This window comes from Mesorhizobium sp. WSM4850, from assembly GCF_055811735.1.
The window spans coordinates 1-25,636 of the sequence record NZ_JBVVPV010000026.1; the positions used below are offsets into that span (position 1 = coordinate 1).

At 62.9% G+C, this 25,636-nt stretch carries 24 protein-coding genes and 1 tRNA gene; 17 read left to right on the forward strand and 8 right to left on the reverse strand.

The features are described 5' to 3' along the window. Window positions 1–235 precede the first annotated feature (235 nt). Window positions 236–324 (forward strand) — tRNA-Leu (locus AC0L2Z_RS22210). Between the two features lie 110 nt (window positions 325–434). Here the strand turns inward: AC0L2Z_RS22210 and AC0L2Z_RS22215 are convergent. Continuing rightward, on the reverse strand, window positions 435–1,013 hold the full coding sequence (locus tag AC0L2Z_RS22215; RefSeq protein WP_128168500.1) for an NUDIX domain-containing protein: 579 nt from the start codon (window positions 1,011–1,013) through the stop codon (window positions 435–437). Between the two features lie 189 nt (window positions 1,014–1,202). On the opposite strand from AC0L2Z_RS22215, the gene AC0L2Z_RS22220 reads away from it, so the two are divergent. From AC0L2Z_RS22220 to AC0L2Z_RS22285, 14 genes are all read left to right on the forward strand, one after another. Then, complete coding sequence (locus AC0L2Z_RS22220; RefSeq protein WP_128168499.1) at window positions 1,203–2,306, forward strand: NADH:flavin oxidoreductase/NADH oxidase; 1,104 nt, start codon at window positions 1,203–1,205, stop codon at window positions 2,304–2,306. Between the two features lie 101 nt (window positions 2,307–2,407). Continuing rightward, on the forward strand, window positions 2,408–2,701 hold the full coding sequence (locus AC0L2Z_RS22225) for a DUF982 domain-containing protein (RefSeq protein WP_287248156.1): 294 nt from the start codon (window positions 2,408–2,410) through the stop codon (window positions 2,699–2,701). 31 nt (window positions 2,702–2,732) lie between these two features. Beyond that, the gene (locus tag AC0L2Z_RS22230; RefSeq protein ID WP_023798198.1) at window positions 2,733–2,972 is read left to right on the forward strand and encodes a DUF2188 domain-containing protein; all 240 of its coding nucleotides are present in this window, start codon (window positions 2,733–2,735) and stop codon (window positions 2,970–2,972) included. 279 nt (window positions 2,973–3,251) lie between these two features. Beyond that, the gene (locus tag AC0L2Z_RS22235; protein WP_128168498.1) at window positions 3,252–4,340 is read left to right on the forward strand and encodes an ABC transporter ATP-binding protein; all 1,089 of its coding nucleotides are present in this window, start codon (window positions 3,252–3,254) and stop codon (window positions 4,338–4,340) included. Window positions 4,341–4,379: 39 nt separating this feature from the next. Beyond that, a complete protein-coding gene (locus AC0L2Z_RS22240) occupies window positions 4,380–5,705 on the forward strand; it encodes an ABC transporter substrate-binding protein (protein ID WP_128168497.1) in 1,326 nt (441 codons plus the stop codon). 206 nt (window positions 5,706–5,911) lie between these two features. After that, entirely contained in the window at window positions 5,912–6,763 is an 852-nt protein-coding gene (locus AC0L2Z_RS22245) for a carbohydrate ABC transporter permease (protein ID WP_287062084.1), read from the forward strand. A gap of 1 nt (window position 6,764) precedes the next feature. Further along, on the forward strand, window positions 6,765–7,664 hold the full coding sequence (locus tag AC0L2Z_RS22250) for a carbohydrate ABC transporter permease (RefSeq protein ID WP_128168495.1): 900 nt from the start codon (window positions 6,765–6,767) through the stop codon (window positions 7,662–7,664). 252 nt (window positions 7,665–7,916) lie between these two features. Further along, complete coding sequence (locus AC0L2Z_RS22255; protein ID WP_128168494.1) at window positions 7,917–8,660, forward strand: competence/damage-inducible protein A; 744 nt, start codon at window positions 7,917–7,919, stop codon at window positions 8,658–8,660. Between the two features lie 205 nt (window positions 8,661–8,865). Further along, a complete protein-coding gene (locus tag AC0L2Z_RS22260; RefSeq protein WP_128168493.1) occupies window positions 8,866–9,699 on the forward strand; it encodes a universal stress protein in 834 nt (277 codons plus the stop codon). A gap of 142 nt (window positions 9,700–9,841) precedes the next feature. Further along, window positions 9,842–10,342, forward strand: coding sequence for a xanthine phosphoribosyltransferase (gene gpt, locus AC0L2Z_RS22265; RefSeq protein WP_023798205.1), 501 nt, complete (start codon window positions 9,842–9,844; stop codon window positions 10,340–10,342). A 216-nt stretch (window positions 10,343–10,558) separates the two neighbouring features. Next, window positions 10,559–11,047 carry an NUDIX hydrolase gene (locus tag AC0L2Z_RS22270; RefSeq protein ID WP_128168492.1) on the forward strand — a complete coding sequence of 163 codons (489 nt, stop codon included), beginning with the start codon at window positions 10,559–10,561 and terminating at the stop codon, window positions 11,045–11,047. Between the two features lie 701 nt (window positions 11,048–11,748). Beyond that, window positions 11,749–15,531 (forward strand): vitamin B12-dependent ribonucleotide reductase, encoded by a 3,783-nt coding sequence (locus tag AC0L2Z_RS22275; protein ID WP_473629310.1) that lies wholly within the window; start codon window positions 11,749–11,751, stop codon window positions 15,529–15,531. 6 nt (window positions 15,532–15,537) lie between these two features. Next, the gene (locus AC0L2Z_RS22280; RefSeq protein WP_473516233.1) at window positions 15,538–15,738 is read left to right on the forward strand and encodes a type II toxin-antitoxin system HicA family toxin; all 201 of its coding nucleotides are present in this window, start codon (window positions 15,538–15,540) and stop codon (window positions 15,736–15,738) included. A gap of 4 nt (window positions 15,739–15,742) precedes the next feature. Next, complete coding sequence (locus AC0L2Z_RS22285; RefSeq protein WP_473629311.1) at window positions 15,743–15,949, forward strand: type II toxin-antitoxin system HicB family antitoxin; 207 nt, start codon at window positions 15,743–15,745, stop codon at window positions 15,947–15,949. Window positions 15,950–16,012: 63 nt separating this feature from the next. Here AC0L2Z_RS22285 and AC0L2Z_RS22290 read toward each other — a convergent pair whose 3' ends face one another. From AC0L2Z_RS22290 to AC0L2Z_RS22320, 7 genes are all read right to left on the reverse strand, one after another. Continuing rightward, complete coding sequence (locus AC0L2Z_RS22290; RefSeq protein WP_473629312.1) at window positions 16,013–18,211, reverse strand: esterase-like activity of phytase family protein; 2,199 nt, start codon at window positions 18,209–18,211, stop codon at window positions 16,013–16,015. A 150-nt stretch (window positions 18,212–18,361) separates the two neighbouring features. Further along, on the reverse strand, window positions 18,362–19,378 hold the full coding sequence (locus tag AC0L2Z_RS22295) for a glycoside hydrolase family 25 protein (RefSeq protein WP_473629313.1): 1,017 nt from the start codon (window positions 19,376–19,378) through the stop codon (window positions 18,362–18,364). A gap of 216 nt (window positions 19,379–19,594) precedes the next feature. Further along, window positions 19,595–19,843 carry a hypothetical protein gene (locus AC0L2Z_RS22300; RefSeq protein ID WP_419696895.1) on the reverse strand — a complete coding sequence of 83 codons (249 nt, stop codon included), beginning with the start codon at window positions 19,841–19,843 and terminating at the stop codon, window positions 19,595–19,597. A 168-nt stretch (window positions 19,844–20,011) separates the two neighbouring features. Further along, window positions 20,012–20,416, reverse strand: coding sequence for a GFA family protein (locus AC0L2Z_RS22305; RefSeq protein WP_473629314.1), 405 nt, complete (start codon window positions 20,414–20,416; stop codon window positions 20,012–20,014). Between the two features lie 186 nt (window positions 20,417–20,602). Beyond that, window positions 20,603–21,559 (reverse strand): alpha/beta fold hydrolase, encoded by a 957-nt coding sequence (locus AC0L2Z_RS22310; RefSeq protein ID WP_473629315.1) that lies wholly within the window; start codon window positions 21,557–21,559, stop codon window positions 20,603–20,605. A 26-nt stretch (window positions 21,560–21,585) separates the two neighbouring features. Continuing rightward, entirely contained in the window at window positions 21,586–22,071 is a 486-nt protein-coding gene (locus AC0L2Z_RS22315; protein WP_236378199.1) for an SRPBCC family protein, read from the reverse strand. A gap of 137 nt (window positions 22,072–22,208) precedes the next feature. Further along, window positions 22,209–22,457, reverse strand: coding sequence for a ParB N-terminal domain-containing protein (locus AC0L2Z_RS22320; protein ID WP_023798216.1), 249 nt, complete (start codon window positions 22,455–22,457; stop codon window positions 22,209–22,211). Window positions 22,458–22,613: 156 nt separating this feature from the next. Here AC0L2Z_RS22320 and AC0L2Z_RS22325 point away from each other — a divergent pair, with 156 nt between their 5' ends. Both AC0L2Z_RS22325 and AC0L2Z_RS22330 read left to right on the forward strand, forming a co-directional pair. Continuing rightward, entirely contained in the window at window positions 22,614–24,254 is a 1,641-nt protein-coding gene (locus AC0L2Z_RS22325; protein ID WP_473629316.1) for a N,N-dimethylformamidase beta subunit family domain-containing protein, read from the forward strand. A gap of 1 nt (window position 24,255) precedes the next feature. Beyond that, window positions 24,256–25,635: an aminotransferase family protein gene (locus tag AC0L2Z_RS22330; RefSeq protein ID WP_473629317.1), complete on the forward strand. Its 1,380-nt coding sequence runs from the start codon at window positions 24,256–24,258 to the stop codon at window positions 25,633–25,635. Window position 25,636 lies beyond the last annotated feature (1 nt).

The following is a 25,636-nucleotide window of genomic DNA, read 5'->3' on the forward strand; positions in this document are numbered from 1 at the left end:
CAAGCGATTCGTGAGTCATCGCAGCGTAGAATCACAACCGATTCCCCGCTGCAACACCTATCTTAGCGCATATGCCCAAGTGGGGGAGATGTCCGGCAGGACAGAGGGGGGCGCCTCGCTCCGCCATCAAAAGGTTCTGCACCGCAGCAGCGCACCAAGTTTGCCCGTGCCAATCCTGCTGAGAAACCTTCGTGACACAGTGACACGGCTGTGCCAAACAGGGCCAACTGTGCCAGCGAGCGTGGAGAAACTGGTAAACTCAGCAGACTTAAAATCTGCCGCCACTACAATGGCTTACGGGTTCGATCCCCGTCGCTCGCACCACCTCACCTCGGACTTGAAATCCCTCGATCTCTGATCGTACGGGTTCGATTCCCGTCGTCCGCACCAGCAACCGACGCCACAGCGCTGGTGCATGCAGGTTCCGGCTTGGATCACACCCGGATCGGGTTCAGCTTCAGTTGCTGGATCAGGATGATGGTCTTGGCGTCGATGATGCGGCCGTCGTGGATGCCGGCCAGCGCCTCGTCGAGCGGCATTTCCAGGACCTCGATGTCTTCGCCTTCGTCCGGCGCGCCGCCGCCGTCGGAGATGCGGTCGGTCGGCGAATAGCGGGCGACGAAAAACCAGAGCCGTTCGGTCACGCTGCCGGGGCTCATGAAGGGCGAAAACAGCCGTTCGACGTCCTTCAGCCTATAGCCGAGTTCCTCTTCCGCCTCCTTGCGGATGCAGGTTTCGGGATCGTGTTCATCGAGCAGGCCGGCGCAGGCCTCGATCAGCGGCTCGCGGTGGCCGGTGGCGTAGGCCGCGTAGCGGAACTGCCGCACCAGCAGAACCGTCGAGCGCTCCGGGTCGTAAGGCAGGATCACCGCGCCGTCGCCGCGATCGTAGGTCTGGCGGATCTGCGTCTCCCACTGCCCGTCGCGGCGGCGATAATCGAGGACGGTCTTTTTCAGGACTGCCCAGTCGTCGGAAAGGACTTCCTCCGAACGGATGCGAATGCGGTCTTCCATGGTGAACTCCGTGTTGCCGGCGAGGCGTAGCGGTGATCGGGCCTTCGCGCAATCCCGACAGCAATTCAGGGCAATCGCTACAGCGAAGGATCGCGGCTTCATCCAGCAGAGGCGCGCTTCACCGCCTCGTGTATGGCGCGGGCGCAATCCATTGCCTAAATAGCGACAGCCCCTCCCCGGAGTTTCCTGATGACCCCTTCCCTTTTCCAGCCGATCACGCTTGACGGCCTGACCTTTCCCAACCGCATTGCGGTGGCGCCGATGTGCCAGTATTCCGCCGAAGACGGCTCGGCCAGCGACTGGCACCTGTACCACTGGATGAACCTGGCGATGTCCGGCGCCGGCATGGTCACCGTCGAGATGACCGACGTCGAGCGGCGCGGCCGCATCTCGCATGGCTGCCTCGGCCTTTATTCCGACGACAACGAGGCGGCCGCCCGGCGCGCGCTGGATGCGGCCAAGCGCGTCGCTGCTCCCGGCACCAGGTTCGGCACGCAGCTTGCCCATGCCGGCCGCAAGGCCTCCAACCAGAAACCTTGGGAAGGCGGCGGGCCGCTGAACGCCGATCAGGACCCTTGGCCGATCGTGTCGGCCTCGGCAATCGCCTACGACACGGGCTGGCAGGTGCCGAGGGCGCTGGAGGATGAGGAGATCCTGCAGATCATCGAACGCTTCGCCGAGGCGGCAAGGCGGGCCGAACGTGCCGGCTTCGATTTCATCGAATTGCACGCCGCGCACGGCTATCTGATCTTCCAGTTCCTGTCGCCGCTTTCCAACCAGCGCACCGACCGCTGGGGCGGCTCGCTGGAAAACCGCATGCGTTTTGTCGTCGAGATCGCCAAGGCAGTGAGAAAGGCAGTGCCCGGGCTGATGCTCGGGGCGCGTCTGTCGGTCAAGGAATGGGTCGATGGCGGCTTCGACGTCGACGACGCAATCGAAGTGGCCAAGGCGCTGAAGGCAACGGGCGTCGCCTATCTCTGCTGCTCGAGCGGCGGCAATTCGCCCCTGCAGAAGCTGCCGGCAGGTCGCGGCTACCAAGTGCACCTGGCGGAGGCCGTTCGCAACGGCGCCGGAATCCCGACAAGGGCCGTCGGCCTGATCGACGATCCGAAGCAGGCCGAGGCGATCGTCGCCGAGGGCCGTGCCGACATGGTGGCCCTGGCCCGCGCCTTCCTCGCCGATCCGCGGTGGGCGTGGCGCGCCGCGGCCACCTTCGGCGAAAAAATCCAGCCGGCGCCGCAGCTTGCCCGCTCGGTGACGACGATGCAGCACTGGATGAAGGCGGCCGGCTGACCGGCCCGATTGCAGGGCCGCCGCCGCAACGACCGTTACCCCGAGACATTTGCGCACGCCGAGGGGCGTGCAACCAAATCAGCGGCTCCGCGTTGGCGGCGATGATGGACAGCAAGCCTTTTGAAAAGCCGGTCGTGGTCGAACTTGGCCGTGTCGGCAAATACCGTGAGATCCGCAGCACCCAGGAAGCTGCGGAGTGCCTGATGACCGTCTGGCCGCTCAATCGTGGCCCTCGGCATCGCGATGCTCTCGACACTTGCCTAAAAGTGCTGGAAGGTTATCGTTCGACAGCGGATGCGCGCCGGGCATTGGTAGAGGCCGCCATGGAATCGGACGTGCTGGTTCCCGAAGAGAGATTGCCCGAAGGCAAACTGCCCGACCGCAAACCGCATTGAGCAACCCGAGCTTTTTCCACTGGAGGATTTCATGGCCAAGCTGACCTACAAGATCGTCGAGCATGACGGGGGCTGGGCCTATAAGGTCGGCGAGACATTTTCGGAGACGTTTCCTACTCACGAGGACGCGCTGCGCGCCGCCGAGATCGCTTCGGCCGAACAGCAGGTCGCCGGCACCACCGACGGCATCCAGTACGAGGACGCCGAAGGCAAATGGCACGACGAGCTCGCCGACGGCCGGGACCGGCCGCAAACCGAAGTTTCCGATTAGGCTGGTGTCGTTCTCGCACCTCGGTTTCAAGAGCTGGGGCTTGACAAGTCATGCTCTTGCTATGATCCCGGACATGGCGAATTACAGTCCCGCTGGGAACGCTCACGATCAGGCGCGACGAAGAAGGGCGCTTGCCACGCAGCCGCTTTACAGGGCAGTCTGGTAGCGCTACCGTTTCATCATCGCGCGTGACCAGGGAGGAGCTTTGGGAACTGCCGCGGCCAGTCAGGAAAGCGGTTTCCTTCGAAGACGTCGCAGGAAGCATTCGGGAGGAAATCGATGGCGTCTGTCGCGATTGGCGATGTCTACAAATCATTCGGAACCGTCGAGATTCTGCACGGTGTCAGCGTCGATATAGAGGACGGCGAGTTCGTCACGCTGGTCGGGCCGTCGGGCTGCGGAAAATCGACCCTTCTCAGGATGATCGCCGGCCTGGAAAAGATTTCGCGCGGTCAGATCGCGATTGGCGAGCGCGTCGTCAACAACGTTGCGCCAAAAGAACGCGACGTCGCCATGGTGTTCCAGAACTACGCGCTCTACCCGCACATGACCGTGGCCGAGAACATGGCGTTCTCGCTGATGCTCAAGGGTGCTGCGAAAGCCGAAAGCGCTGCCAGCGTCAAGCGCGCCGCCGAAATCCTGGGGCTGGTGCCATTGCTGGAGCGCTATCCCCGGCAGCTTTCCGGCGGCCAGCGCCAGCGCGTCGCCATGGGCCGGGCGATCGTGCGCGATCCGGCGGTCTTCCTGTTCGACGAGCCGCTGTCCAATCTCGACGCCAAGCTCAGGGTGCAGATGCGCGCCGAGATCAAGGAACTGCACCAGCGCTTGAAAACCACGACGGTCTATGTCACCCACGACCAGATCGAGGCGATGACCATGGCCGACAAGATCGTCGTCATGCATGACGGCATCGTCGAGCAGATCGGGCCGCCATTGGAGCTCTACGACCGGCCCAACAACCTTTTTGTCGCCAGCTTTATCGGCTCGCCCGCCATGAACATGCTGCGGGGCGAAATCGCGACGGATGGCGGCTCACCGTCTTTTCGCGGCTCCGGCGGGATTTCCCTGCCGCTGGCCGCAGTGCCGTCGACCGGCAGCGGCGAGCAGGTGGTGCTGGGGATACGCCCCGAGCATCTGCGGCTATCCCAAGACGACGGCATTCCAGTCACCGTCGTGGTGGTCGAGCCGACCGGGTCGGAAGTGCAGCTCATCGGCCGGACGGCCGGCGGTGACGAGATCGTCGCCAATTTCCGCGAGCGCCATTCCTTCACGCCGGGCGAGACCGTACGGCTCACGGCCGAGCCGGGCCTCATCCATCTCTTTCATGGCGAAACCGGGCAGCGCTTCGAACTGCGCGCCCGGCAGTAGGATCCATAAGGCAAGGACAATAAACAGGAGGAAACGAGCATGAAATTCACCAGACGTGACGTGATCCGCACGACCGCCGGCGTGGCGGCGGGAGCCTTGGGAAGCCGCTTCGTCGGCTCTTCCGCCTTTGCCCAGGAGGGGTTGACGTACAAGCCCGAAGATGGCGCAAAGCTGCGCATGCTGCGCTGGTCGCCGTTCGTTCAGGGCGATGAAGACCAATGGCTGGCCAACACCAAGCGGTTCTCCGAGGCGACAGGCGTCGAGGTCCGCGTCGACAAGGAAAGCTGGGAGGACATTCGCCCCAAGGCGGCGGTTGCCGCCAATGTCGGCTCCGGTCCAGATCTGATGCTGGTCTGGTTCGACGACCCGCACCAGTACCCCGACAAGCTGCACGACGTGTCGGAACTGGGTGAGTATCTCGGCACGAAATATGGCGGCTGGCACGACGGACCAAAGCAATATGCGACGCGGGAGGGAAAATTCCTCGGCCTGCCCCTGGCCACCATCGGCAATGCCATCGTCTATCGGGAAAGCTGGGTGAAGGAGGCCGGCTTCTCGGAGTTTCCGAAGGACACGGCGGGCTTCCTCGAGCTTTGCAAGGCCTTGCAGGCGAAGGGCCATCCGGCCGGCTTCACGCACGGCCATGGCGTCGGCGACGGCAACAACTATGCTCACTGGCTGCTTTGGAGCCATGGCGGCCAGATGGTCGACGAGAGCGGAAAGGTGACGATCAACAGCCCCGAGACGCTCAAGGCGATCGAATACGCCCAGGAACTCTACAAGACCTTCATCCCCGGCACCGAAAGCTGGCTCGACGTGAACAACAACCGCGCCTTCCTGGCCGGCGAACTGGGCGTCATCGCCAACGGCATTTCCGTGTATAACACGGCCAAGACCAACAAGGACAATGATCCGAAACTGGCTGAAATCGCCAAGGACATGCGCACGACCAGCCTGCCGATCGGTCCTGTCGGAAAATCGGTCGAGCTGTTCCAGGTGACCACGGCCGTGATCTTCGACTACACGCCCTACCCCAACGCGGCCAAGGCCTATCTGCAGTTCATGTTCGAGGAACAGCAAATGGCAGAGTGGATCACCTCCTCCGCCGGCTATTGCTGCCAGACACTCAAAGCCTTCGAGAACAATCCTGTGTGGACGGCCGACCCGAACAATGCCGCTTACGCCAAGGCCTCTGCGACGCTGCGTCCCAACGGTTATGCCGGGCCGCTCGGCTACGCTTCGGCGGCGACCATGGCCGACTATGTCCTGGTCGACATGTTCGCCAAGGCGGTGACGGGCCAGGCGACGCCGCAGGAGGCGATGGAAGAGGCGGAGAAACGCGCCAACCGCTACTATCGCGTTTGATCGCAGCGCAGCCGGGCAGCCGCGACCGCGCTGCCCGGTCTGGTTTCTGAAATCGCGTGGCCGCCACTCAGGCCACCATGCCACTAGACCCTATGAGGAGCCGTCCCATGGCCGTGTCGTCCGCTGCCGTTCAGCCGCGTCCGTCGATCCTGTCGCGGAGCCTGTCGCTCCTGGCCGACAGCCGGAACGCGCTTAGCTTCGGCTTCATGCTGCCGGCGGCAGCGCTGCTGCTGGTCTTCCTCACCTATCCGCTCGGGCTCGGGGTCTGGCTCGGCTTCACGGATACCCGCATCGGTCGCCCCGGTATCTTCATAGGCATCGAAAACTACCAATATCTGTCGGATGACGCCGTCTTCTGGCTCTCCGTCTTCAACACCTTGCTCTACACGATAAGCGCCTCGATCCTGAAGTTCGCGCTCGGCCTCTGGCTGGCGCTCATTCTCAATCAGAACCTTCCCATCAAATCGTTCTTCCGCGCGATCATCCTGCTGCCGTTTGTGGTGCCGACGGTGCTGTCGGCCATCGCCTTCTGGTGGATCTACGATTCGCAGTTCTCCATCCTGTCCTGGGCACTTATGGAAATGGGCCTGATCGACCATCGCATCAATTTCCTCGGCGATCCGGAGAACGCGCGCGCTTCGGTCATCGCCGCCAATGTCTGGCGCGGCATTCCGTTCGTCGCCATCACGCTGCTTGCCGGCTTGCAAACGATACCGCAGTCGCTTTACGAGGCCGCCACGCTCGACGGCGCCAGTCGCTGGCAATTGTTCCGTTTTGTGACGCTGCCGCTGCTGACGCCGATCATCGCCATCACCATGACGTTTTCGGTGCTGTTCACCTTCACCGATTTCCAGCTGATCTATGTGCTGACCCGCGGCGGACCGGTCAATGCCACCCATCTGATGGCGACATTGTCGTTTCAGCGCGGCATTTCGGGAGGCCAGCTTGGCGAGGGCGCCGCCATCGCGGTCGCCATGATCCCGTTCCTGCTTGCGGCGATCCTGTTCAGCTATTTCGGCCTGCAACGCCGCAAATGGCAGCAGGGCGGAGGAGACTGACATGGCTGAGACCGCGATCAAGAAAACGAAACGGCAGGAACTCGACGAAGGCGGCATGGGCTATCTTCAGAGCCTGCCGCGGCGCGTGGTGACGGTCTATCTGCCGTTGCTGGTGTTCGTCATCGTGCTGTTGTTCCCGTTCTACTGGATGACGATCACGGCGATCAAGCCCAATCACGAGATGACCGACTACGCCAATTTCAATCCGTTCTGGGTCGTGCATCCGACATTCGAGCACATCCGCTATCTCTTGTTCGACACGTCCTATCCGGGCTGGCTGCTCAACACGATCATCATCTCCACCGCCGCCACATTCCTGTCGCTGCTGGCTGCGGTGTTCGCGGCCTATGCGATCGAACGGCTGCGGTTTTCGGGAGCGCGGCACGTCGGGCTCGCGATCTTCCTCGCCTATCTCGTGCCGCCCTCGATCCTGTTCATCCCGCTGTCGGTGATGGTGTTCAACCTTGGGCTTTTCGACACCCCGTTCGCGCTCATCCTGACCTACCCGACCTTCCTGATCCCTTTCTGCACCTGGCTGCTGATGGGTTACTTCCGCTCGATCCCGTTCGAACTGGAAGAATGCGCGCTCATCGACGGGGCGAGCCGCTGGCAGATCCTCATGAAGATCGTGCTGCCGCTGTCGGTGCCCGGCCTGATTTCGGCCGGCATCTTCGCATTCACCCTGTCATGGAACGAATTCATCTATGCGCTGACGTTCATCCAGTCGTCGGAAAACAAAACTGTGCCGGTCGGGGTGCTCACCGAGCTTGTCCGCTCCGACGTCTATGAATGGGGAGCGCTGATGGCCGGAGCCCTGATCGGCTCGCTGCCGGTGGTGGTGCTCTATTCGTTCTTCGTCGAGCACTACGTTTCCTCGATGACCGGAGCGGTGAAGGAATAGCGCCCTGCGGGGCGCCTTCTCCCTTCTCCCCTTGTGGGAGAAGGTGGCCTCGCGAAGCGAGGTCGGATGAGGGGTGTTCCAGCTTGGCACCAACAGCGTTCCGTCCAACACCCCTCAACCGTCTTGGCGCTGCGCGCCAATCCACCTTCTCCCACAAGGGGAGAAGGAAGAAGAGGCGCATTGCCGCCAACCATCCGCCGCGTTATCTCAGGCGACCTGCCTGCCTCAACTGACCTTCTGCGGAGCCTCCCGATGCCCGAAATCGTCACCGCTGCCATGCTCGTCATCGGCGACGAGATTCTGTCCGGCCGCACCAAGGACAAGAATATCGGCCACCTCGCCGACATCATGACGGCGATCGGCATCGACCTGAAGGAGGTGCGCATCGTTGCCGACGAGGAAGACGAGATCGTCGCCGCGGTGAATGCCTTGCGTGCCCGCTATACCTACCTCTTCACCACCGGCGGCATCGGTCCGACGCATGACGACATCACCGCGGATGCCATTGCCAGGGCCTTCGGCGTGCCCTGCGAATACGACGCCAAAGCCTATGCGATGCTGGAAGCGAGCTACGCCGCGCGCGGCATCGAATACACCGAGGCGCGCAAGCGCATGGCGCGGATGCCGCGCGGTGCCGACCATATCGACAATCCGGTGTCGATCGCGCCGGGCTTTCGCATCGGCAACGTCCATGTCATGGCCGGCGTGCCGGCGATTTTCCAGGCGATGCTCGACAATGTCGTGCCGACGCTGCAGGCCGGCACCAAAATGCTGTCGGCCACGGTGCACTGTCCGTTCGGCGAAGGCCTGGTCGGCGGACCGCTGGGCGAGATCCAGAGGGCGCATCCGGACACAATCATCGGCTCCTACCCGAAATACAGCGACGGCAAGTTCTGGACCGAGCTGGTCGTCCGTGCCCGCAGCCAGCAAGCGCTGGACGCCGCCCGCGCCGACGTCGAAGCGATGGTCGCAGGGCTCGCCAGCGCGGCCAACTGATCCAAAGCGCGTCGCGCCTGAGAGGATTCATGCGACGCGCCTTCTTGTCTTTATTCATGGTGCCCCAAACCGCTGCGCACCACGCGCCCGAGGGCATGCTTTTGGGCGACATACATTAGGCCATATCCGGGCTAACCGGAACCAAGCATAGTGCTGTAACGTTTCATGCGGGCGAGTTCGCTCGCCCGCGAATTGAGGGGTTGCCATGCGATTCAAGACCATCGTCGCCATACTGCAGAACGAACAGGACGCGGAGCGCGTGCTCGAATGCGCCGTCCCGCTTGCCGACAAGTTCGAGAGCCATCTCATCGGCATTCATGCCGAAGCGCTTCCGGTCCCCTACACCTCGGCCACCGGCTTTCCCGACACCGAGTTCCTGCAGGTTTCGGCCGACATGAACAAGGAACGCGCTGAAAAATTGCGGGCGGTTTTCCTCCGGCATGTCGAAGAGTCCGGCCTGTCCTTCGAGTGGCGCAGCCTCGAGAGCTTTTCAGGAGACAGCGCGCTGACCGGCATCCCGACCGTTCGCACCGCGGACCTGATCATCGCCGCGCAGCGCGAGACGGGCGGCGATCAAAACGCCGATGTCGACACGCTGGTCTATGACGCCGGCCGGCCGGTGCTGGTCGTGCCGCACTCAGGCCCGCTGATCACCAGCTTCAAGCATGTGCTGCTCGCCTGGAACGGCAGCAAGGAAGCGGCGCGCGCCGCTTTCGACGCCCTGCCCTTCATCATCGAGGCCGAACAAACCGATATTGTCGTTATCGACCCGCCGGACACGCTCGACGAGGCCCCGGAGGCGGCCGGCGCCGAAATCGCCGCCGCCCTGTCCAGGCATGGCGCCACGGTCAGCGTCTCGGTGCTGCAATCGGCCGGCCACTCGGTCGACGAGGTGCTCCAGACCAGGGTTGCCGAAACTGGCGCCGACCTGCTCGTGCTCGGCGCCTACAGCCATTCCTGGCTGCGCCAGCTTCTGTTCGGCGGTGTCACCCGCACGGTGCTGCGCACCCTGCCGGTGGCAGCTTTCCTGTCGCGGTAATCGACAAGCGGCAAGTCCACAGGCGGCAAGTCCACAGGGATCGCCTGCCGCCGCCCTTGCCAGGGCCAAGGCTTTCCAGTTAATTCCGCGCGTTCCTTCAAGTGTCTGCGCGCGTTTTCGCGCGCTGCGGAGTGCGCGAAAAATGTCCCTTCCCGAAAAGGCCTTTCCCGTCTCCTGGGATCAGTTCCACCGCGACGCGCGTGCGCTCGCCTGGCGGCTTGCCGGCGCCAACAAAGGCCAATGGAAAGCGATCGTCTGCATCACCCGCGGCGGCCTGGTGCCGGCCGCCATCATCTCGCGTGAACTCGGCATCCGGGTCATCGAGACGGTTTGCGTCGCCTCCTATCACGACTATGCCAGCCAGGGGCAGTTGCAGGTGCTGAAGGAGGTCACGCCGGCACTGCTCGCCGATGACGGCGCCGGCGTATTGATCATCGATGACCTCACCGACACCGGCAAGACCGCGGGCATCGTCCGCGCCATGATGCCCAAGGCGCATTTCGCCACCGTCTACGCCAAGCCGAAAGGCAGGCCGCTGGTCGACACCTTCGTCACCGAGGTCAGCCAGGACACCTGGATCTATTTTCCGTGGGACATGGGCTTCACCTACCAGAAGCCGATCGCCGACGACCACGCCGGCTGATTCGCGGCAGCTGCTTTTTCTCCTCCCGGAACATACCGGCGCGGCCTTCTTGCCGGCGCACTTCTTGAAAGAGTGCAGCGGCGCACGATATTCCTGAATCGACGTCTCGTGTGTGGTTAATTCGTGCGTATGAGGTTTTTTACTTTTATTGCTTATGATTAGCCGTAAGATTCACGAGACGACAAGTGATTCTGGAGGCTGGGGCAAGCTTCTACGATGTTGACGAGGCCAGTAACGCACAACCATTTGGCCGAAAGGGTCCAGCGGCTCTTCGGCGCAGCGCCGTGCCGCCTGCAGGTTGCAGCATTGCCCTGGCGCGACACCGGCCATGGCGTCGAGATCATGCTGATCACCAGCCGCGATACCGGTCGCTGGGTGCTTCCCAAGGGCTGGCCTGAGGCCAAGGAACTGCTTTGCGAAGCGGCGGCGCGCGAGGCCGGCGAGGAAGCCGGACTGCGCGGCACGGTCTCCCACCACGAAGCCGGCCGCTACTTCTATGCCAAGGCATTGGCTTCCGGCGAGGAAGTGCCTTGCGAGGTTTTGGTGTTTCCGCTGCGGGTCGACAAGATCGCCGACCGGTGGAAGGAAAAGCGGTCGCGCATCCGAAAATGGGTCAGCCCCGCCGAGGCTGTGCGCATGGTCAACGAGCCGGATCTTGGCCAGATCATCGCCTATTTCTGTGCCGACCCGCACCAGTTCTCCTGAGCAAGCATAGCGGCCAAAGCCGCGCACCTGCCGCGCATCACCGGCGATGTTCTTGGGCAAAGGGAATCGATTTGGCCACTCCAGCTTTGGCATGCGTTGTCGGGCTGATGGCCTGAACGTGGGTAAATCGAAATCCTGCGGCCACTTCTATCCCCGTTATCCACATATGTGACACACAAGATGTTGGGGTCACAAAAGCTACGCAAACGAATCCTTGACGGCGCAAAACGAGTCGCCTTTTATAGGTCATGCGCTCCTGTTGAGAGCGCGACCGGAAAGTTTTGAGCCCGGTCTTTTTTCCCGGATTATGTGCGTTTGGCCGCATTTCCGCCCTGGCTACGGGGCCGGCGGAGGCGTCGGGATTTTGGGGTTTTTGGGGACGAAAGGGAAAAATGTCGGACTGGAATAAATTGTCTGTTAATACTATATTTAGTGTTTGCAGGTAGGTTCGACGCTAGATAATGTGAAGTTCCCTCGATTGAGGGAGTCGCAAAAAAGTTTCAGTCTTGAGGGACCCGCAGGGTCTGTCGGCGCGTTGGACGGCTACTTCGCAAGGAGTTCGACCAGCAGGGCGGGCGGAGCCTCGTGAAAAGGAGCCGGCCGTTTTCGAACGCCGGCAGACGGCGGACATGCGCGTTTCGCAATGGGGGCAGAAATCCCCTGGGAAAGGCGCTATATCTAGACACAAAGGGATAGGACCAATGCGCATCGAGCGTCGTTTCACCAAGCAAGGGCTAGCAGGTCAAGAACGGGCGGCTTATGCGGAGATCGAATTCCGCAAGGCGCTTTCGGAGATCAAGAATCCGGATGGCTCGGTGGTGTTCCGCTTGGACAATATCGATGTGCCGGCGCAGTTCAGTCAGGTTGCCGCCGACATCCTGGCGCAGAAATATTTCCGCAAGGCCGGAGTGCCGGCACGGCTGAAGAAGGTCGAGGAGAATGACGTCCCCTCCTTCCTGTGGCGCTCCGTCGCCGACGAGGCCGAGCTGGCAAAACTGCCCGCAGCCGAGCGCTACGGCTCCGAGATCGACGCCCGCCAGGTCTTCGACCGTCTTGCCGGCACCTGGACCTATTGGGGCTGGAAGGGCGGCTACTTCAAGTCGGAGGACGACGCGCGCGCCTTCCGCGACGAGCTCGCCTATATGCTGGCCACCCAGCGCGTTGCGCCGAACTCGCCGCAATGGTTCAACACCGGCCTGCACTGGGCCTACGGCATCGACGGCCCGAGCCAGGGCCACTTCTATGTCGACCCGTTCACCGGCAAGCTGACCAAGTCGAAGTCTTCCTACGAGCATCCGCAGCCGCATGCCTGCTTCATCCAGGGCGTGCAGGACGATCTCGTCAACGAAGGCGGCATCATGGATTTGTGGGTGCGTGAAGCGCGGCTGTTCAAATACGGCTCCGGCACCGGCTCCAACTTCTCGTTCCTGCGCGGCGAAGGCGAAAAACTGTCCGGCGGCGGCCGCTCGTCCGGCCTGATGAGCTTCCTCAAGATCGGCGACCGCGCGGCGGGCGCTATCAAGTCGGGCGGCACGACGCGCCGCGCCGCAAAGATGGTCATCGTCGACGCCGACCATCCCGATATCGAGGAATTCATCGACTGGAAGGTCAATGAGGAGCAGAAGGTCGCCTCGCTGGTCACCGGCTCTAAGATCGTCAAGAAGCACCTCGAAGCGATCATGAAAGCCTGCATCAACTGCGAAGGCCAGGACGACGATTGCTTCGACCCGGCGATCAACACCGCGCTGAAGCGTGAGATCAAGCTGGCCAAGAAGGACGGGGTGCCGGAGAACTACATCTACCGCGTCATCCAGTTCGCCAGGCAGGGCTACACCTCGATGTCGTTCAAGACCTACGACACCGACTGGGATTCGGACGCCTACCTCACGGTTTCGGGCCAGAACTCCAACAATTCGGTCTCGCTGAAGGACGATTTCCTGCGCGCCGTAGAGCAGGACGGCGACTGGCATCTCACCGCCCGCAAGGACGGCAAGGTGCTGAAGACGCTGAAAGCCAGGGATCTGTGGGAAAAGATCGGCTATGCCGCTTGGGCGTCGGCCGACCCGGGCCTGCACTTCAACACGACGATGAACGACTGGCACACCTGCGCCGCGGCCGGTGCGATCCGGGCGTCCAACCCGTGCTCGGAATACATGTTCCTCGACGACACCGCCTGCAACCTGGCCTCGATCAACCTGCTGCCCTATCGCAACGCCGACGGCACCATCGATATCGCAGCCTACGAGCACACGGTTCGGCTGTGGACCATGGTGCTGGAAATTTCCGTCATGATGGCGCAGTTCCCGTCGAAGGAGATCGCCAAGCTCTCCTACGAATACCGCACGCTCGGCCTCGGCTACGCCAATATCGGCGGCCTGCTGATGACCTCGGGCATTCCCTATGATTCCGACGAGGGCCGCGCCATCTGCGCAGCACTCACCGCAATCATGACCGGCACGGCCTATGCCACCTCGGCCGAAATGGCCGCCGAGCTCGGCGCCTTCCCCGACTACGACCGCAATGCGCAGAACATGCTGCGCGTCATGCGCAACCATCGCCGCGCTGCCTATGGCGACAAGGACGGCTACGAGAAACTCGCCGTCAACCCGGTGCCGCTGGTCGCCTCCGACCTGAAGCAGCCGGAGCTTGCCGCCCATGCCAAGGCTGCCTGGGACCGCGCCATCGAGCTCGGCGAGGAGCATGGCTACCGCAATGCGCAGGCAACCGTGATCGCGCCGACCGGCACGATCGGCCTGGTCATGGATTGCGATACCACCGGCATCGAGCCCGATTTCGCACTGGTGAAATTCAAGAAGCTGGCCGGCGGCGGCTATTTCAAGATCATCAACCGCGCCGTCCCTGAAGCGCTGCGCACGCTCGGCTATTCGGAAAGCCAGATCGCCGAGATCGAGGCCTATGCGGTCGGCCACGGCAACCTCAACCAGGCGCCTGCCATCAACCCCGGCTCGCTTAGGGCAAAGGGTTTTACCGACGACAAGATCGCGGCGCTTAACGCCGCGTTGAAGTCGGCCTTCGACATCAAGTTCGTCTTCAACCAGTGGACGCTGGGTGCCGATTGGGTGAAGGAGACGTTTGGCTTCACCGACGAGCAGCTCAACGATTTCTCGTTCGAGATGCTGCCGGCGCTCGGCTTCTCGAAGAAGGACATCGAGGCCGCCAACATCCATGTCTGCGGTGCGATGACCCTGGAAGGCGCGCCGTTCCTGAAGGCCGAGCATCTGCCGGTGTTCGACTGCGCCAGCCCGTGCGGCAAGATCGGCAAGCGTTCACTGTCGATCAACAGCCACATCCAGATGATGGCGGCGGCGCAGCCGTTCATCTCCGGCGCCATTTCCAAGACCATCAACATGCCGAACGACGCGACGGTGGAAGACGCCAAGGGCGCCTACATGCTGTCGTGGAAGCTGGCGCTGAAGGCCAACGCGCTCTATCGCGACGGCTCGAAACTCTCGCAGCCGCTCAACGCCTCGCTGCTTGCCGACGTCGAAGACGACGAGGACGATGCCGTCGAGCAGCTGATCGCCGCGCCGGCTTCACAGCGCGCCGTGCAGGTGACCGAAAAGATCGTCGAACGCGTCGTCGAACGCCTCTATCGCGACCGCGAAAAGCTGCCGAACCGCCGCAAGGGCTATACCCAGAAAGCGGTCGTCGGCGGCCACAAGGTCTATCTGCGCACCGGCGAATTCGACGACGGTCGCCTCGGCGAGATCTTCATCGACATGCACAAGGAAGGTGCGGCCTTCCGGGCGATGATGAACAATTTCGCCATCGCCATCTCGCTCGGCCTGCAATATGGCGTGCCGCTCGAGGAATATGTCGAAGCCTTCACCTTCACCAAATTCGAGCCGGCCGGCATGGTGCAGGGCAATGACGCGATCAAGAACGCCACGTCGATCCTCGACTACGTGTTCCGCGAGCTTGCTGTGTCCTATCTTGCCCGCCACGACCTCGCCCATGTCGACCAGTCGGATTTCGACAAGACCGCACTCGGCCGCGGCATCAACGAAGGCAAGGCGACGCCGTTCTCGAAGGGGCTGACCCGCGGCGTCTCGCCGGTCAAGCTGGTGTCGGGCATGGGCGCCGACCCCAAGGGGTTCGGCGGTTCAAGTCCCTCTCCCGTTACCACTCGCTCGGCGCCGACCGCGTTCTCAGGCTCCAACGTGCTGGCGCTGAAGCCGGCCAGCGACGAAGCCATCGCCTATAAGCGAGACTATGAGGAACGGGCGAAGGAACTGGTCGAGGACATTGCCTACGAGGAAGCAACCGACCCGACTGCGCTGTTCACCGACGAGGCCGCGAAAGAAGCCGCCGAGGCCAAGGCGCTTGCGGCGACCCGGCGTCAGCAATCCCTGATGCAGGGCTACACCGGCAACGAATGCTCCGAATGCCACAATTTTACGATGGTGCGGAACGGCACGTGCGAGAAGTGCGACACCTGTGGCTCGACGAGCGGATGTAGCTGAGGACCGATGCCGCCTCGGCTTACGGTCCGCGAAGTCATTCGCCTGCTGGAAACCGACGGCTGGTATCTGGTTGCAACTAAAGGCAGTCATCGCCAATATAAGCATGAAATCAAAGCCGGCCGCGTCACGGTGGCCGGCAAGCCGTCTGACGAGGTTGCACCGGGAACACTGAATAGCATCCTCAAGCAGTCCGGTTTAAAGGAGTGATAACATGCGTTACGCGGTGGTGATCGAAAAAGCCGGAAACAATTTTTCCGCTTACGTGCCGGACCTGCCTGGCTGCATCGCGACCGGTGCGACGGTGCCTGAGGTGGAAACCGAAATTCGCGACGCTATACGCTTTCATATCGAAGGCTTGCGTGCCGATGGGCTGGATGTGCCCAAAGGTGTGAGCCTGGCGGAATATGTAGAGGTGTAACAACCGGGCCTTCCCTTCTCCCCTTGTGGGCCCACGAGGGGAGAAGGGAGAACTGCTCCAGCCTTAGTTCACCGCGCTGATGTTGCCCAGGCGTAAAAACAGCGTTTCGCCGGACGAATCATCGACGCCGTCATTGTCGGTGGCGACGAAGATGTCGCCGTTCTTGTCGATGGTGAAACCTTCGACCTTGTCGACGACATAGCCGTTGGTGGCTGATTTCAGGTCACTGATGATGTCGCGCACCAGCGTCTTTTCGACCAACGGCAGGTCGCCGCCGAGCTTGGCCGGCTTGAAGGCATCGAGCACCACCGAATAGATGCGCTTCACCTTGGCCAGGTCGCCGATCTGGTTGTCGCGTTCGAGGATGTAGAGCTTGCCGTCATGCGCGGTGATCTCCGACAGGCCCATCCAGCCAGCTTCGGTCGCTTCGAGCGGGTAGCGCACAGCCGACCATTCCTTGGCCTTCGGCTTGTAGGCCAAAAGCTTGACCTGGCCCTTCGGATCGTCGGCCCATTCGCGTTGCACGGCCATCACCAGCGTCAGGTCGTCGCCCTCGCCGATCGCGGTGATGCCTTCGAGACCGAAGCGGGTCTGGTGGGCGAGCAGTTCCATCGGGAAGCCGATTTCCTGCTTGATCACACCCTTGTCGTCGACGCGCAGGATGGCGTGCGGGACGAGCTTTGCCGGATCGCCTTCATTGGCCAGCCAGAAGCCGCCTTCACCGTCGGCGACAAGACCTTCGATGTCGATCTTCTGTGCAGGATGGCCATCACGCGTGACGATGGTCTTGCCGGTGATCAGTGCCGGGGTCTGGGTGGCATCGACCTCGAAGATCGAGGGCGCGTCGGCGTAGAACGAGTCCGAGGCAGCGAACAGCCTGCCGGCAGCGTCGCCGGCAGCGAGCGCCGAAAGCGCGCCCCAGCCGAGCGGCGTGCCGTCTGCCGTGAGCTTTGCCGTGATCATCGGGTAAGTGGCGGAGCCTTCGGAGCGCTCATAAATCATCACGTGCGAGCGGGCGAGCCCGTCCTCGACCAGGTCGGCCTCGTTGGCGGTAACCAGGAGATTGCGCGACGGGATCGCGACCAGGCCTTCCGGGCCGATGCCGGACGGCAGGATCTGGGCGAACTGAGGCTCCGCACCGGTGTCCTTGTAGACGCCGACAACGGAGCCACGCTCCGAAGCGACGAACAGCAGCCTGTCCTCGCCGAACGTGCCGGTCTCGAGACCTTCCGGCTCGACACCCTTCTTGTTGCGGTCGTCGGGATAATGGCCGGCATTGGCGACCTGGTGCTCGAAGGACGAACCGGATTCGTAGAGGACCTCGCCCTTCTTGCTGAAGATCGTGAAACCGCGCGAGCCGCCCTTGTAGTCGCCTTCGTTGGCGACGACGAGGCGGTCATTGTCGAGCCATTTCACGGCGTCGGGCTCGCGCGCGACGTTTTCCATTTTGCCATCGAACGACAAGGCGCCGTTCTTCTTGGTGTCGATCTTGTCCAGCGTGGCGGAGCCTGCGGAGAAGTGGGTGACGATCGCGCCGGTTTCGGCGTTGACGATGGCGATGTGGTTGTTTTCCTGCAGCGTGACCGCTATCTCGCCGGCCTCGTTGAAGGCGACGAATTCCGGCTCCGGATCTTCCCCAGCGACTTCGGCAATGCCCGCCAGGTTGACGGTCTTCATCGTCGCGCAATCAGGCTGGCTTTCGGCAAGCGTGAAAATCCTAAGGTCGCCTGCCGGCATCTGCGGAATTTCTCCGTCGTTCAGATCCTCGTCGCGCTCGTTCTCGATGGCGATGGCCAAAAACTTGCCGTCCTTGCTGAACGCCAGCGAGTCCGGCTGGCCGCCGAGGTCGCAAGTGCCTTCGATCGCCTTGGAGGCAAGGTCGATAACGGTGAGGTTGCCCGAAGGCCTGGCTTTGCTTTCCGACGTGTTGACGCCGGCCAGCACCTTGCCGCCGATGACCACAACCGAGGTCGGCTCGCCTGCTATCTTGACGATGCCGCCGGCCTTGGGCGCCTTGGGATCGGCGATGTCGATGAAGCCGACAGCACCGAGCGGGCTATCGGAATAAACCAGCGTCATGCCGTTTTCGCTCGCCGTGATGATCTCGGACGAAGTCGGCGTGGTGTTCTCGACGTTTCCCGGCAGGTTACCAGCGACTGCGAAGCTCGCGACCCGGTTGAACATCATGTCGGCATGGGCCGGCAGCGAAACCGAGGCAGCAAGCGCTGCCGTCAGGACGAAAAGCGCGGAATGGCGGGGCACGGGTGGCGTCTCCTGTTCGAATGGAAGCCACCTGATTGCGGGAACGACATTTCAATGCGATGACGGAACGATGACACTTCCGCGACAGGCGGCCAGGTCCGTCGATATTCACCTCATGCTGGTCTGCAAATGGACACTTTGTTCGGCCGCCTACTCCGCCTCGGCCACCATCTGCCGCCCGCCAACCCAGTTCCGCCAGGCTCTCTCGTCGCCGTGGAAGACGTTGAGGTCGATGCGGCCCCTCACCCCATGCGACAGGCCGGAGCCGGAATACTGCCAGAACACCCATTTGCGGCCGGGATAGACCTTTGACGGGTGCTGTGCCACCGCGCGCAGCCAGAATGGATAGTCCAGAAATGCGCCTCTGAGATTGTCGCGGTAGAAATCAGGCGCGGTGTAGATGATGGGCCGCTGGCCGTAGTGGCGCTCGAGCTTGTCCATGAAGACCTGCATCTTCTCCAGCACCTTTTGCCGCGTCGGCCGCCGCTTGCAGCTGGATTCGCCGTTCCACTCGACATCGATCACCGGCGGCAAGGCGCCCTCGACCCTCGGCACGTTGCGGATGAACCAGTCGGCCTGCTCACCAGCAGTGCGGCACCAGTAGAAGAAATGGTAGGCGCCGCGCTTCAGGCCGGCGGCGTCGGCATTGCGCCAGTTCTTCATGAACATCGGATCAAGATGATCGCCGCCATCGGTCGCCTTGATGTAGGCGAAGTTCGCGCCCTGCGCGCGCAGCTTCGCCCAGTTCACGTTGCCTTGCCAGCGCGAGACGTCGACGCCGTGAATGGCGAGGTGTCTGGGCGATGCCCTGCCGAAATTGATCGGCTTGGCGTCACGAAAACGATAGCGCTGGACCGGCTCGGCGAGCATCGGTGCTGCCCGTGCCAGCCGATTCGGCGCCACCAGGGCAATCGGCTCGAGGGGTGGCTCGATGCTTTCGGCAGGCTCCGGAGTGGCCATCGCCACAGTCTGCTCCGTCGCCTCCTCCTGCGCGAAGTCGGGTTCGACATCGGCAGCGCCGACCGACGCCACCGGCGCGGGCGGCCGCACAACCGAACTGGTCGTCTCGCTGGACGGCACTTGCAGCGCGTCGACGCCGGACGTGGACGTGCAGCCGGCAAGGCAAAGTGACGCGATCGAGAAGATGACGACGCCTGGTAACCGCATCTGGACCTGTACGCAGAACACAACAGACCGAGGGCAAGACAACGCCGCCGGACAAACCAGTCCGGATTACTAACAAGAAATTACCAACAAAGTTTGAATCAAATTGTTAGGGCAGAGGGGCTGGGTAAGGCGCTCGCTCTATCACCGTAGCGGTGAGAGCCTGGAAACGCCGCAGGACCGAAGGCGCGCGAAGGATCGCCGACGCCAGGCCGCTGCTTAGCCGCACAACCACAGATTGTGGCAGCTCTCGGCTACCATATGAGCGGGCGGGACGGAGCGGTCGGTGCCAAGGCGATCGGAGTTTGGGCGATCGGTGACGGGATTGACCGACGCATCGTCATCCCGGCGAACCTTTTCTTCAAGCAGCGAGCGAAGCTCGGCCGGCTGCACGCGGTCACGCTCCATCACCAGCTTGACCATCGGATCGCTCAAAAGCTCATCCAGGGTGTTAATTCTGTCGTTCATCCGTCGCCTCCTTCGACTGCCGACCCGCAGGCAATAGATAGGCGGCAATGATGGCTCGCCAATGACGCTTTGCCGACTATCTCGTGCCCCGGACGAAAAAATTTGGGCACGCCTTGTGCTTGATTTCGCCTGCGCTTCGGTTCGCCTGTGCTTCAGTTCGCATGTACTTCAATTCGCCTGTGCTTCAATTCGGCGGTGGGCGCCTTCATATTGCGGCAGTCCGTCGTCGAGCTGTACCCAGGGCTGCTTCGAGGCGGTCCAGATATGCATCTGCGGCTTGAACATGGAAGGATCGTCGAGCGAGCCGGAGGTGATGCCGGCGGAGTCGCGCCGGGAAAATATCGTCGTGCCGCAGCCCGGGCAGAAGCCGCGCTTGAGATCGGGCGAGGAATTCACCGTCGCCACCGGCCCGTCGATGGTCACGTCGTCGATGCGGAACAGCACGCGGGCGTTGAAGGCCGCGCCCAGCGCCTTCTGGCAAAGCCGGCAATGGCAGGCGCGCTCGTTGATCGGCGCGGCCTCGGTGCGGTAGCGCACTGCCCCGCACAGGCAGCCACCCTGATATTTCGCCATTGCCTTAGCCCGTCTTCTGAAGATTGGCAGGAAGGTAGCTGCCGGGATAGGAGCGTCAATTGAAAAGCTTTGATGGCGCCATCTGTTGGCGTGATGCGGCAGGCCGAATGTACGATCAGGCGCGATGCGCAACGAGCGTCGCCGGCCATCTCGCGGGAGGACGGCCGGCAGGCAGTTGTCAGGCGGTCAGTGCGTTTCTCTGACGATCTCGTCCCAGGTCTTGACCTTGGTCTCGCCATTGAGGAAGGGCAGTGCGGCGGCCACCAGTTCCGGCGCGAAAAACACGTCGTAGTGGGTGCGGTTCGGCAGGATGGCCAAGCGGTTCTGCGACAGGTTCTCGCGCATCCAGCCGGCGTCCTTCAGCCCGCCGCCGAGCATCTGATAGAACTTGATCTCATGCTCGGGCCGGTACATGTCGCTGTCGCCAAATATCAGCATGACCGGCATCTTCAGCTTCGCCACGGCGGCGGAGTAGTCGTAGTCCTTGCGCATATGGGCGCCCAGCTGGTCGAGCAGTTTTGGAAAATCCTGCGGGCGCGGCGCGACCGCCACGTAGGATTTGTACATCGGCGTGTCCTTCATCATGTCGGCCATCGCGGCGCCGACCTGCGCCTGCTGAGTACGCATGTCGGCATAGAAGCCGTCCGAGGCATACCCGGTCGAGACCAGCACCAGCCGGCGCACTGTCTCGGGATGCTGGGCGGCCATGCGGAAGGCAACGCCGCCGCCCAGCGAATAACCCATGACGTCGACTTTGTCGTAGCCGAGCGCCTTGACGATCGCCGCCATGTCGTCGCCCATCACCTCAAGGCTCAACGGCCGATCGCCGAGCGCGGTGCGGCCGTGACCATGCAGGTCGACGCCGATGACGGTGCGGCTTTCGGCAAGCTTCGGCAGGATCGGCGCGAACATGTCTGTGGTGCCGAGACCACCATGGAGCAGAATCAGCGGCTCGCCCCGGCCATAGACGGCGTAATAATAATTCAGGCCGTTGATCGGCAGCAGGCCGGATTTCGCCAGCTTGGGCATGGCTTTCGTTTCGCTGGTCATGGACGGCTTTACGTCCTCGGCATTGCTGTCGCCCGGCGCGGCGAAGAGCGCCGCGGCCGAGGCGAAAATGGCGAAAAACATCGATCTGGACATGTCGGTCTCCTTGCGTCCCGCCGATATCAAAGCCGCTTGGCGACTTCTTCGAGCTGGTCGGCGCACTGGCCCCAGCCCTCGTGAAAGCCCATCTTCTCGTGCTCTTCGCGGTCAGTGACCGACCAATGCGCAACCCGGGCGATGTAGCGGGTCTTGCCCTCGCCTTCATCCTCAAAGGTCAGCACGACCGTCATGAACGGCTTTTCGGACGGCTCCCAGGCCTTTGTGTAGGCGTCGGTGAGAACGATCTTTTTGCCCGGCACGACTTCGAGGAAGACCCCGGGGTTCGGGAATTCGTTGCCGTCGGGACCGGCCATCACAACCAGGCTGGAGCCGCCGGTGCGTACGTCCATTTCGGCGCGCGGCGTCGTCCACGGCTTTGGCGCGAACCATTGCGTCACGAGCTTCGGCTCGGTCCAGCAGCGATAGACGTTCTCGCGCGGCGCATCGATGATGCGGGCGAGAACCAGTTCACGGTCGGAACTGGGGGCGATGTCGAGCTTGGTCGTCATGATGGTCTCCTCACTTGCTTGCAAAAGGATTGCTTGAATGCCGGTTTCCGTCTCAAGGACGAGTGGGCAACGCGCAGCCCGACACGGTTTCGCGAAAAACTTCGCCAGGCCGATTCCGGCGGACGCCGAATGAGAGCTTAGTGGCGCTTGGCTTGCACCAGATAGGCTTCGATCTCGGTCTCGCCGAGCCACTTCGCCGCTTCCAGCCGGTGCAGGCCTTCAACCAGGATATGGCGCTTGCCGTCGTGGCGCACCTGGATCGGCGTCTTCATGCCGTTTTCCAGAATGTCCTCGGCCAGATGCCGAACGGTCTCGGGATGCAGCGTCTTCCTGCGCGCGGTCGGCACGTAGATGTCGTCCACCCTGACCTTTTGCACTCTCAGCATGTCGGCTCCCGCGGCGGAAAAGGCCGCCTTTTGAGAGATAGTCGGTTTGACAGGCAAGGCCAAGGCCGGCTGTCAGCTATCGCTGGCCCGATCGTTTCCGATTGACGCTTGCCGAGCAGATGGCCGAAATGGCGATCTTCGATCATGCCGGTAGCCATGACTGACTTGCCGACCGAATTCCCCGATTTCGGACTGACGCCCCACCCGCGCCGGCAAGCGGTGCGCGGCCACTACTGGGAGTGGCCGGGCATGGACGGCGAACATGGCGAGATCTGGTGCTACAGCGACCGTTTCTCATACCGTCGGGGCGAGACGGTGACGCTGCATGTCAGCTCGACGGCCTCCAGCTTCAGCATGGCGATCGTCCGCGACGGCGGCATCGAGACGAAAATGTTCGAGAAGGCCGGGATCGCGGCACGCTGGCAGGATACACCCGACCAATGTTCGGTCCTAGGCTGCGACTGGGACGCGTCGTTTGAATTCCGCGTCGGCGACGACTGGCCGTCCGGGGCCTATCGCGTCACGCTGACGGCGGATGGCCGCGATGGCAAGCCGGTCCGCTGCCACCATCTTTTCATCGTTACCCCGCAGCCCGGCAAGAAACGGGGTCGTGTGCTGCAGGTCGCCGCTACCGGCACCTGGCTTGCCTACAACACCTGGGGCGGCTCCAATCATTACGAAGGCATCACCGGCCCGAACCGCGACCAGTATGCCCCAATGGTGTCGACGCAGCGGCCATGGTGCCGCGGCTTTGTTGTCCTGCCGAAGGAGGCGCCGCGCGTGCCGCTCGAGGTCGCCGTGGCGCCCAAAACCGTGCCGCGCTATCCGCATATGGAATGGGCATTCGCCACCGGCCATTCGAAGAAATACGCCTCGTCGGGCTGGGCAAGCTATGACAGCCACTTCTTTCGTTTTGCAGAGCGTGCCGCCTATGCGGTCGACCTTGCCAGCCAGCACGAATTGCATTTCTCGCCCGAAATCCTCGACGACTACGACTGCGTCGTCTTCGTCGGCCATGACGAATACTGGACCTGGGAGATGCGCGACGCTGTCGACGCCTATGTCGAGCGCGGCGGCCATGCGGCGCGCTTCGCCGGCAATTTCATGTGGCAGACCAGACTGGAGGACGAGGGCCGCCGTCAGGTCTGCTACAAATACCGCGCCCGCGCCGAGGATCCGGTCTATCGCGGCGGCGACGTGACCCGCGCCACCAACTCCTGGGAAGCACCGGAAATCGGCCGACCGGGTGCGACGACCTTCGGGCTCAATGCGACCAGGGGCCTCTACGCCGGCTGGGGCGGTTGCGCACCGCGCGGCGTGCGCGGCTTTCCGGTCTACCGGCCTGAGCATTGGGCGTTCGCCGGCACAGGCATCTATTACGGCGACCTGCTCGGCGCCGACAGCCATGTCTATGGCTATGAGGTCGACGGGCTCGACCACGAGATCCACGGCGGCCTGCCCTACCCGACGCCCGACAGCGGCGCGCCGGATGGGCTGGAAATCCTTGCGGTCGGCATGGCTGCGCAAGTCGAGGAGAGCGCCGACATCGCGTTCGAACACCAGTTTCTCGGCGACGAGGATGGACGCTTCACCGCCGAAACGCTGTTCGGCGAGGCGAGCGACGCCAATCTCGACAAGGTCAAGCGCGGCAACGGCATGATCGTCAATTTCCGGCGCGGCAAGGGCGAGGTGTTCCACGCCGGAAGCTGCGAATGGGTCGCCGGCCTGCTAAGGCAGGACGCGATGGTCGAGCGTGTCACCAGGAATGTACTCGACCGCTATCTCGGAAAGTCCTGACATGCTGAAGTCCCAGACCCCTGCCCCGGATACCGAGACGCGCCTGCCGTCGCATCTGTTCTATCTGTCCAGCCTGCGCCGGCCGCTGGTCGACCGCGCCGAAGGCATCTACATCTGGACGCAGGACGGCCGCCGCTTCATCGACGGGTCGAGCGGACCGATGGTCGCCAATATCGGTCATTCCAACCGCAACGTACTCGATGCGATGAAGCGGCAGATGGATCGCGCCACCTTCGCCTACCGGCTGCATTTCGAGAACGAGCCGGCCGAGGACCTGGCACGGGAGTTGGCCGGAAAGCTGCCCGAAGACCTGGACCGGATCTTCTTTGTCTCGGGCGGTTCGGAAGCGACGGAATCCTGCGTCAAGCTGGCGCGGCAATGGGCCGTCGCCACCGGACAGGCCAGCCGCTGGAAGGTGATCACGCGCTTTCCCTCCTATCATGGCGGCACGCTCGGGGCGCTCGCCGTCACGGGCGACGATGCGCTGGCCGAAACCTTTGCGCCGATGATGCAGGTCATGCCGACCGTGCCGGCGCCGGCCGCCTGGCGCGACCGCGACAATCTCTCGATGGAACAGCGCGGCGTCCGCTACGCCGACATGCTGGAAGAGAATATCCTCGCCGAGGGGCCGCAAAGCGTGCTCGCCTTCATCATGGAGCCGGTCGGCGGCGCTGCCACCGCGGCGCTGGTGGCGCCGGACAGCTACTATCCGCGCATCCGCGAAATCTGCGACCGCTACGGCATCCTGCTCATCCATGACGAAGTGATGAGCGGTGCCGGCCGCACCGGCAAATTCCTCGGCGGCGACCATTTTAACTGCAAGCCCGACATCGTCGCGCTGTCGAAGGGGCTGGGCTCGGGCTATGCGCCGCTCGGCGCGCTGGCGGCATCCATGCGGCTGGTGCAGCCGCTGCTCGCCTCCGGCGGCTTCCAGCATGGCCATACCTATGCCGGCAATCCGCTCGCCTGCGCCGCCGGGCTCGCCGTGCTTGGCGAAATGGATCGTCTCGATCTGATCGCCAACGCGGCTGGCATGGGCGATCTTTTGATGGCTGAGTTGAAGGGCCTGGCCAAGCGGTTTCCGTTTATCGCCGACGTGCGCGGCAAGGGACTGCTGCTCGGTGCCGAGATGGTCGCCGACCCCGATACGCTGCGGCCGATCGCACCGGCGAAGAAGGCCACCCAGCGCCTGCTCGACCTCGCCTATGAGCGCGGCCTGATCATCTATGGGCGAAAGGTCAAGGGCGGCGTCGACGGCGACAATTTCATGGTGGCGCCGCCGATGATCGTCACGGCCGAGCAGATCGGCGAGATCGTCGCCATCATCGGTGACTCGCTGCAGGTGCTGGCCGGCGAACTCGACCTGCCGGTCGAAGGCTGAG

Coding starts and splice junctions, on each gene's coding strand:
- AC0L2Z_RS22305 (WP_473629314.1), bottom strand. CDS start 20,416: ATGGCGAAATATCAGGGTGGCTGCCTGTGCGGGGCAGTGCGCTACCGC.
- AC0L2Z_RS22260 (WP_128168493.1), top strand. CDS start 8,866: ATGCGATTCAAGACCATCGTCGCCATACTGCAGAACGAACAGGACGCG.
- AC0L2Z_RS22285 (WP_473629311.1), top strand. CDS start 15,743: ATGCGTTACGCGGTGGTGATCGAAAAAGCCGGAAACAATTTTTCCGCT.
- AC0L2Z_RS22280 (WP_473516233.1), top strand. CDS start 15,538: ATGCCGCCTCGGCTTACGGTCCGCGAAGTCATTCGCCTGCTGGAAACC.
- AC0L2Z_RS22270 (WP_128168492.1), top strand. CDS start 10,559: ATGTTGACGAGGCCAGTAACGCACAACCATTTGGCCGAAAGGGTCCAG.
- AC0L2Z_RS22330 (WP_473629317.1), top strand. CDS start 24,256: ATGCTGAAGTCCCAGACCCCTGCCCCGGATACCGAGACGCGCCTGCCG.
- AC0L2Z_RS22230 (WP_023798198.1), top strand. CDS start 2,733: ATGGCCAAGCTGACCTACAAGATCGTCGAGCATGACGGGGGCTGGGCC.
- AC0L2Z_RS22255 (WP_128168494.1), top strand. CDS start 7,917: ATGCCCGAAATCGTCACCGCTGCCATGCTCGTCATCGGCGACGAGATT.
- AC0L2Z_RS22295 (WP_473629313.1), bottom strand. CDS start 19,378: ATGCGGTTACCAGGCGTCGTCATCTTCTCGATCGCGTCACTTTGCCTT.
- AC0L2Z_RS22315 (WP_236378199.1), bottom strand. CDS start 22,071: ATGACGACCAAGCTCGACATCGCCCCCAGTTCCGACCGTGAACTGGTT.
- AC0L2Z_RS22240 (WP_128168497.1), top strand. CDS start 4,380: ATGAAATTCACCAGACGTGACGTGATCCGCACGACCGCCGGCGTGGCG.
- AC0L2Z_RS22245 (WP_287062084.1), top strand. CDS start 5,912: ATGCTGCCGGCGGCAGCGCTGCTGCTGGTCTTCCTCACCTATCCGCTC.
- AC0L2Z_RS22275 (WP_473629310.1), top strand. CDS start 11,749: ATGCGCATCGAGCGTCGTTTCACCAAGCAAGGGCTAGCAGGTCAAGAA.
- AC0L2Z_RS22215 (WP_128168500.1), bottom strand. CDS start 1,013: ATGGAAGACCGCATTCGCATCCGTTCGGAGGAAGTCCTTTCCGACGAC.
- AC0L2Z_RS22225 (WP_287248156.1), top strand. CDS start 2,408: ATGATGGACAGCAAGCCTTTTGAAAAGCCGGTCGTGGTCGAACTTGGC.
- AC0L2Z_RS22320 (WP_023798216.1), bottom strand. CDS start 22,457: ATGCTGAGAGTGCAAAAGGTCAGGGTGGACGACATCTACGTGCCGACC.
- AC0L2Z_RS22220 (WP_128168499.1), top strand. CDS start 1,203: ATGACCCCTTCCCTTTTCCAGCCGATCACGCTTGACGGCCTGACCTTT.
- AC0L2Z_RS22300 (WP_419696895.1), bottom strand. CDS start 19,843: ATGAACGACAGAATTAACACCCTGGATGAGCTTTTGAGCGATCCGATG.
- AC0L2Z_RS22235 (WP_128168498.1), top strand. CDS start 3,252: ATGGCGTCTGTCGCGATTGGCGATGTCTACAAATCATTCGGAACCGTC.
- AC0L2Z_RS22250 (WP_128168495.1), top strand. CDS start 6,765: ATGGCTGAGACCGCGATCAAGAAAACGAAACGGCAGGAACTCGACGAA.
- AC0L2Z_RS22325 (WP_473629316.1), top strand. CDS start 22,614: ATGACTGACTTGCCGACCGAATTCCCCGATTTCGGACTGACGCCCCAC.
- AC0L2Z_RS22310 (WP_473629315.1), bottom strand. CDS start 21,559: ATGTCCAGATCGATGTTTTTCGCCATTTTCGCCTCGGCCGCGGCGCTC.
- gpt (WP_023798205.1), top strand. CDS start 9,842: ATGTCCCTTCCCGAAAAGGCCTTTCCCGTCTCCTGGGATCAGTTCCAC.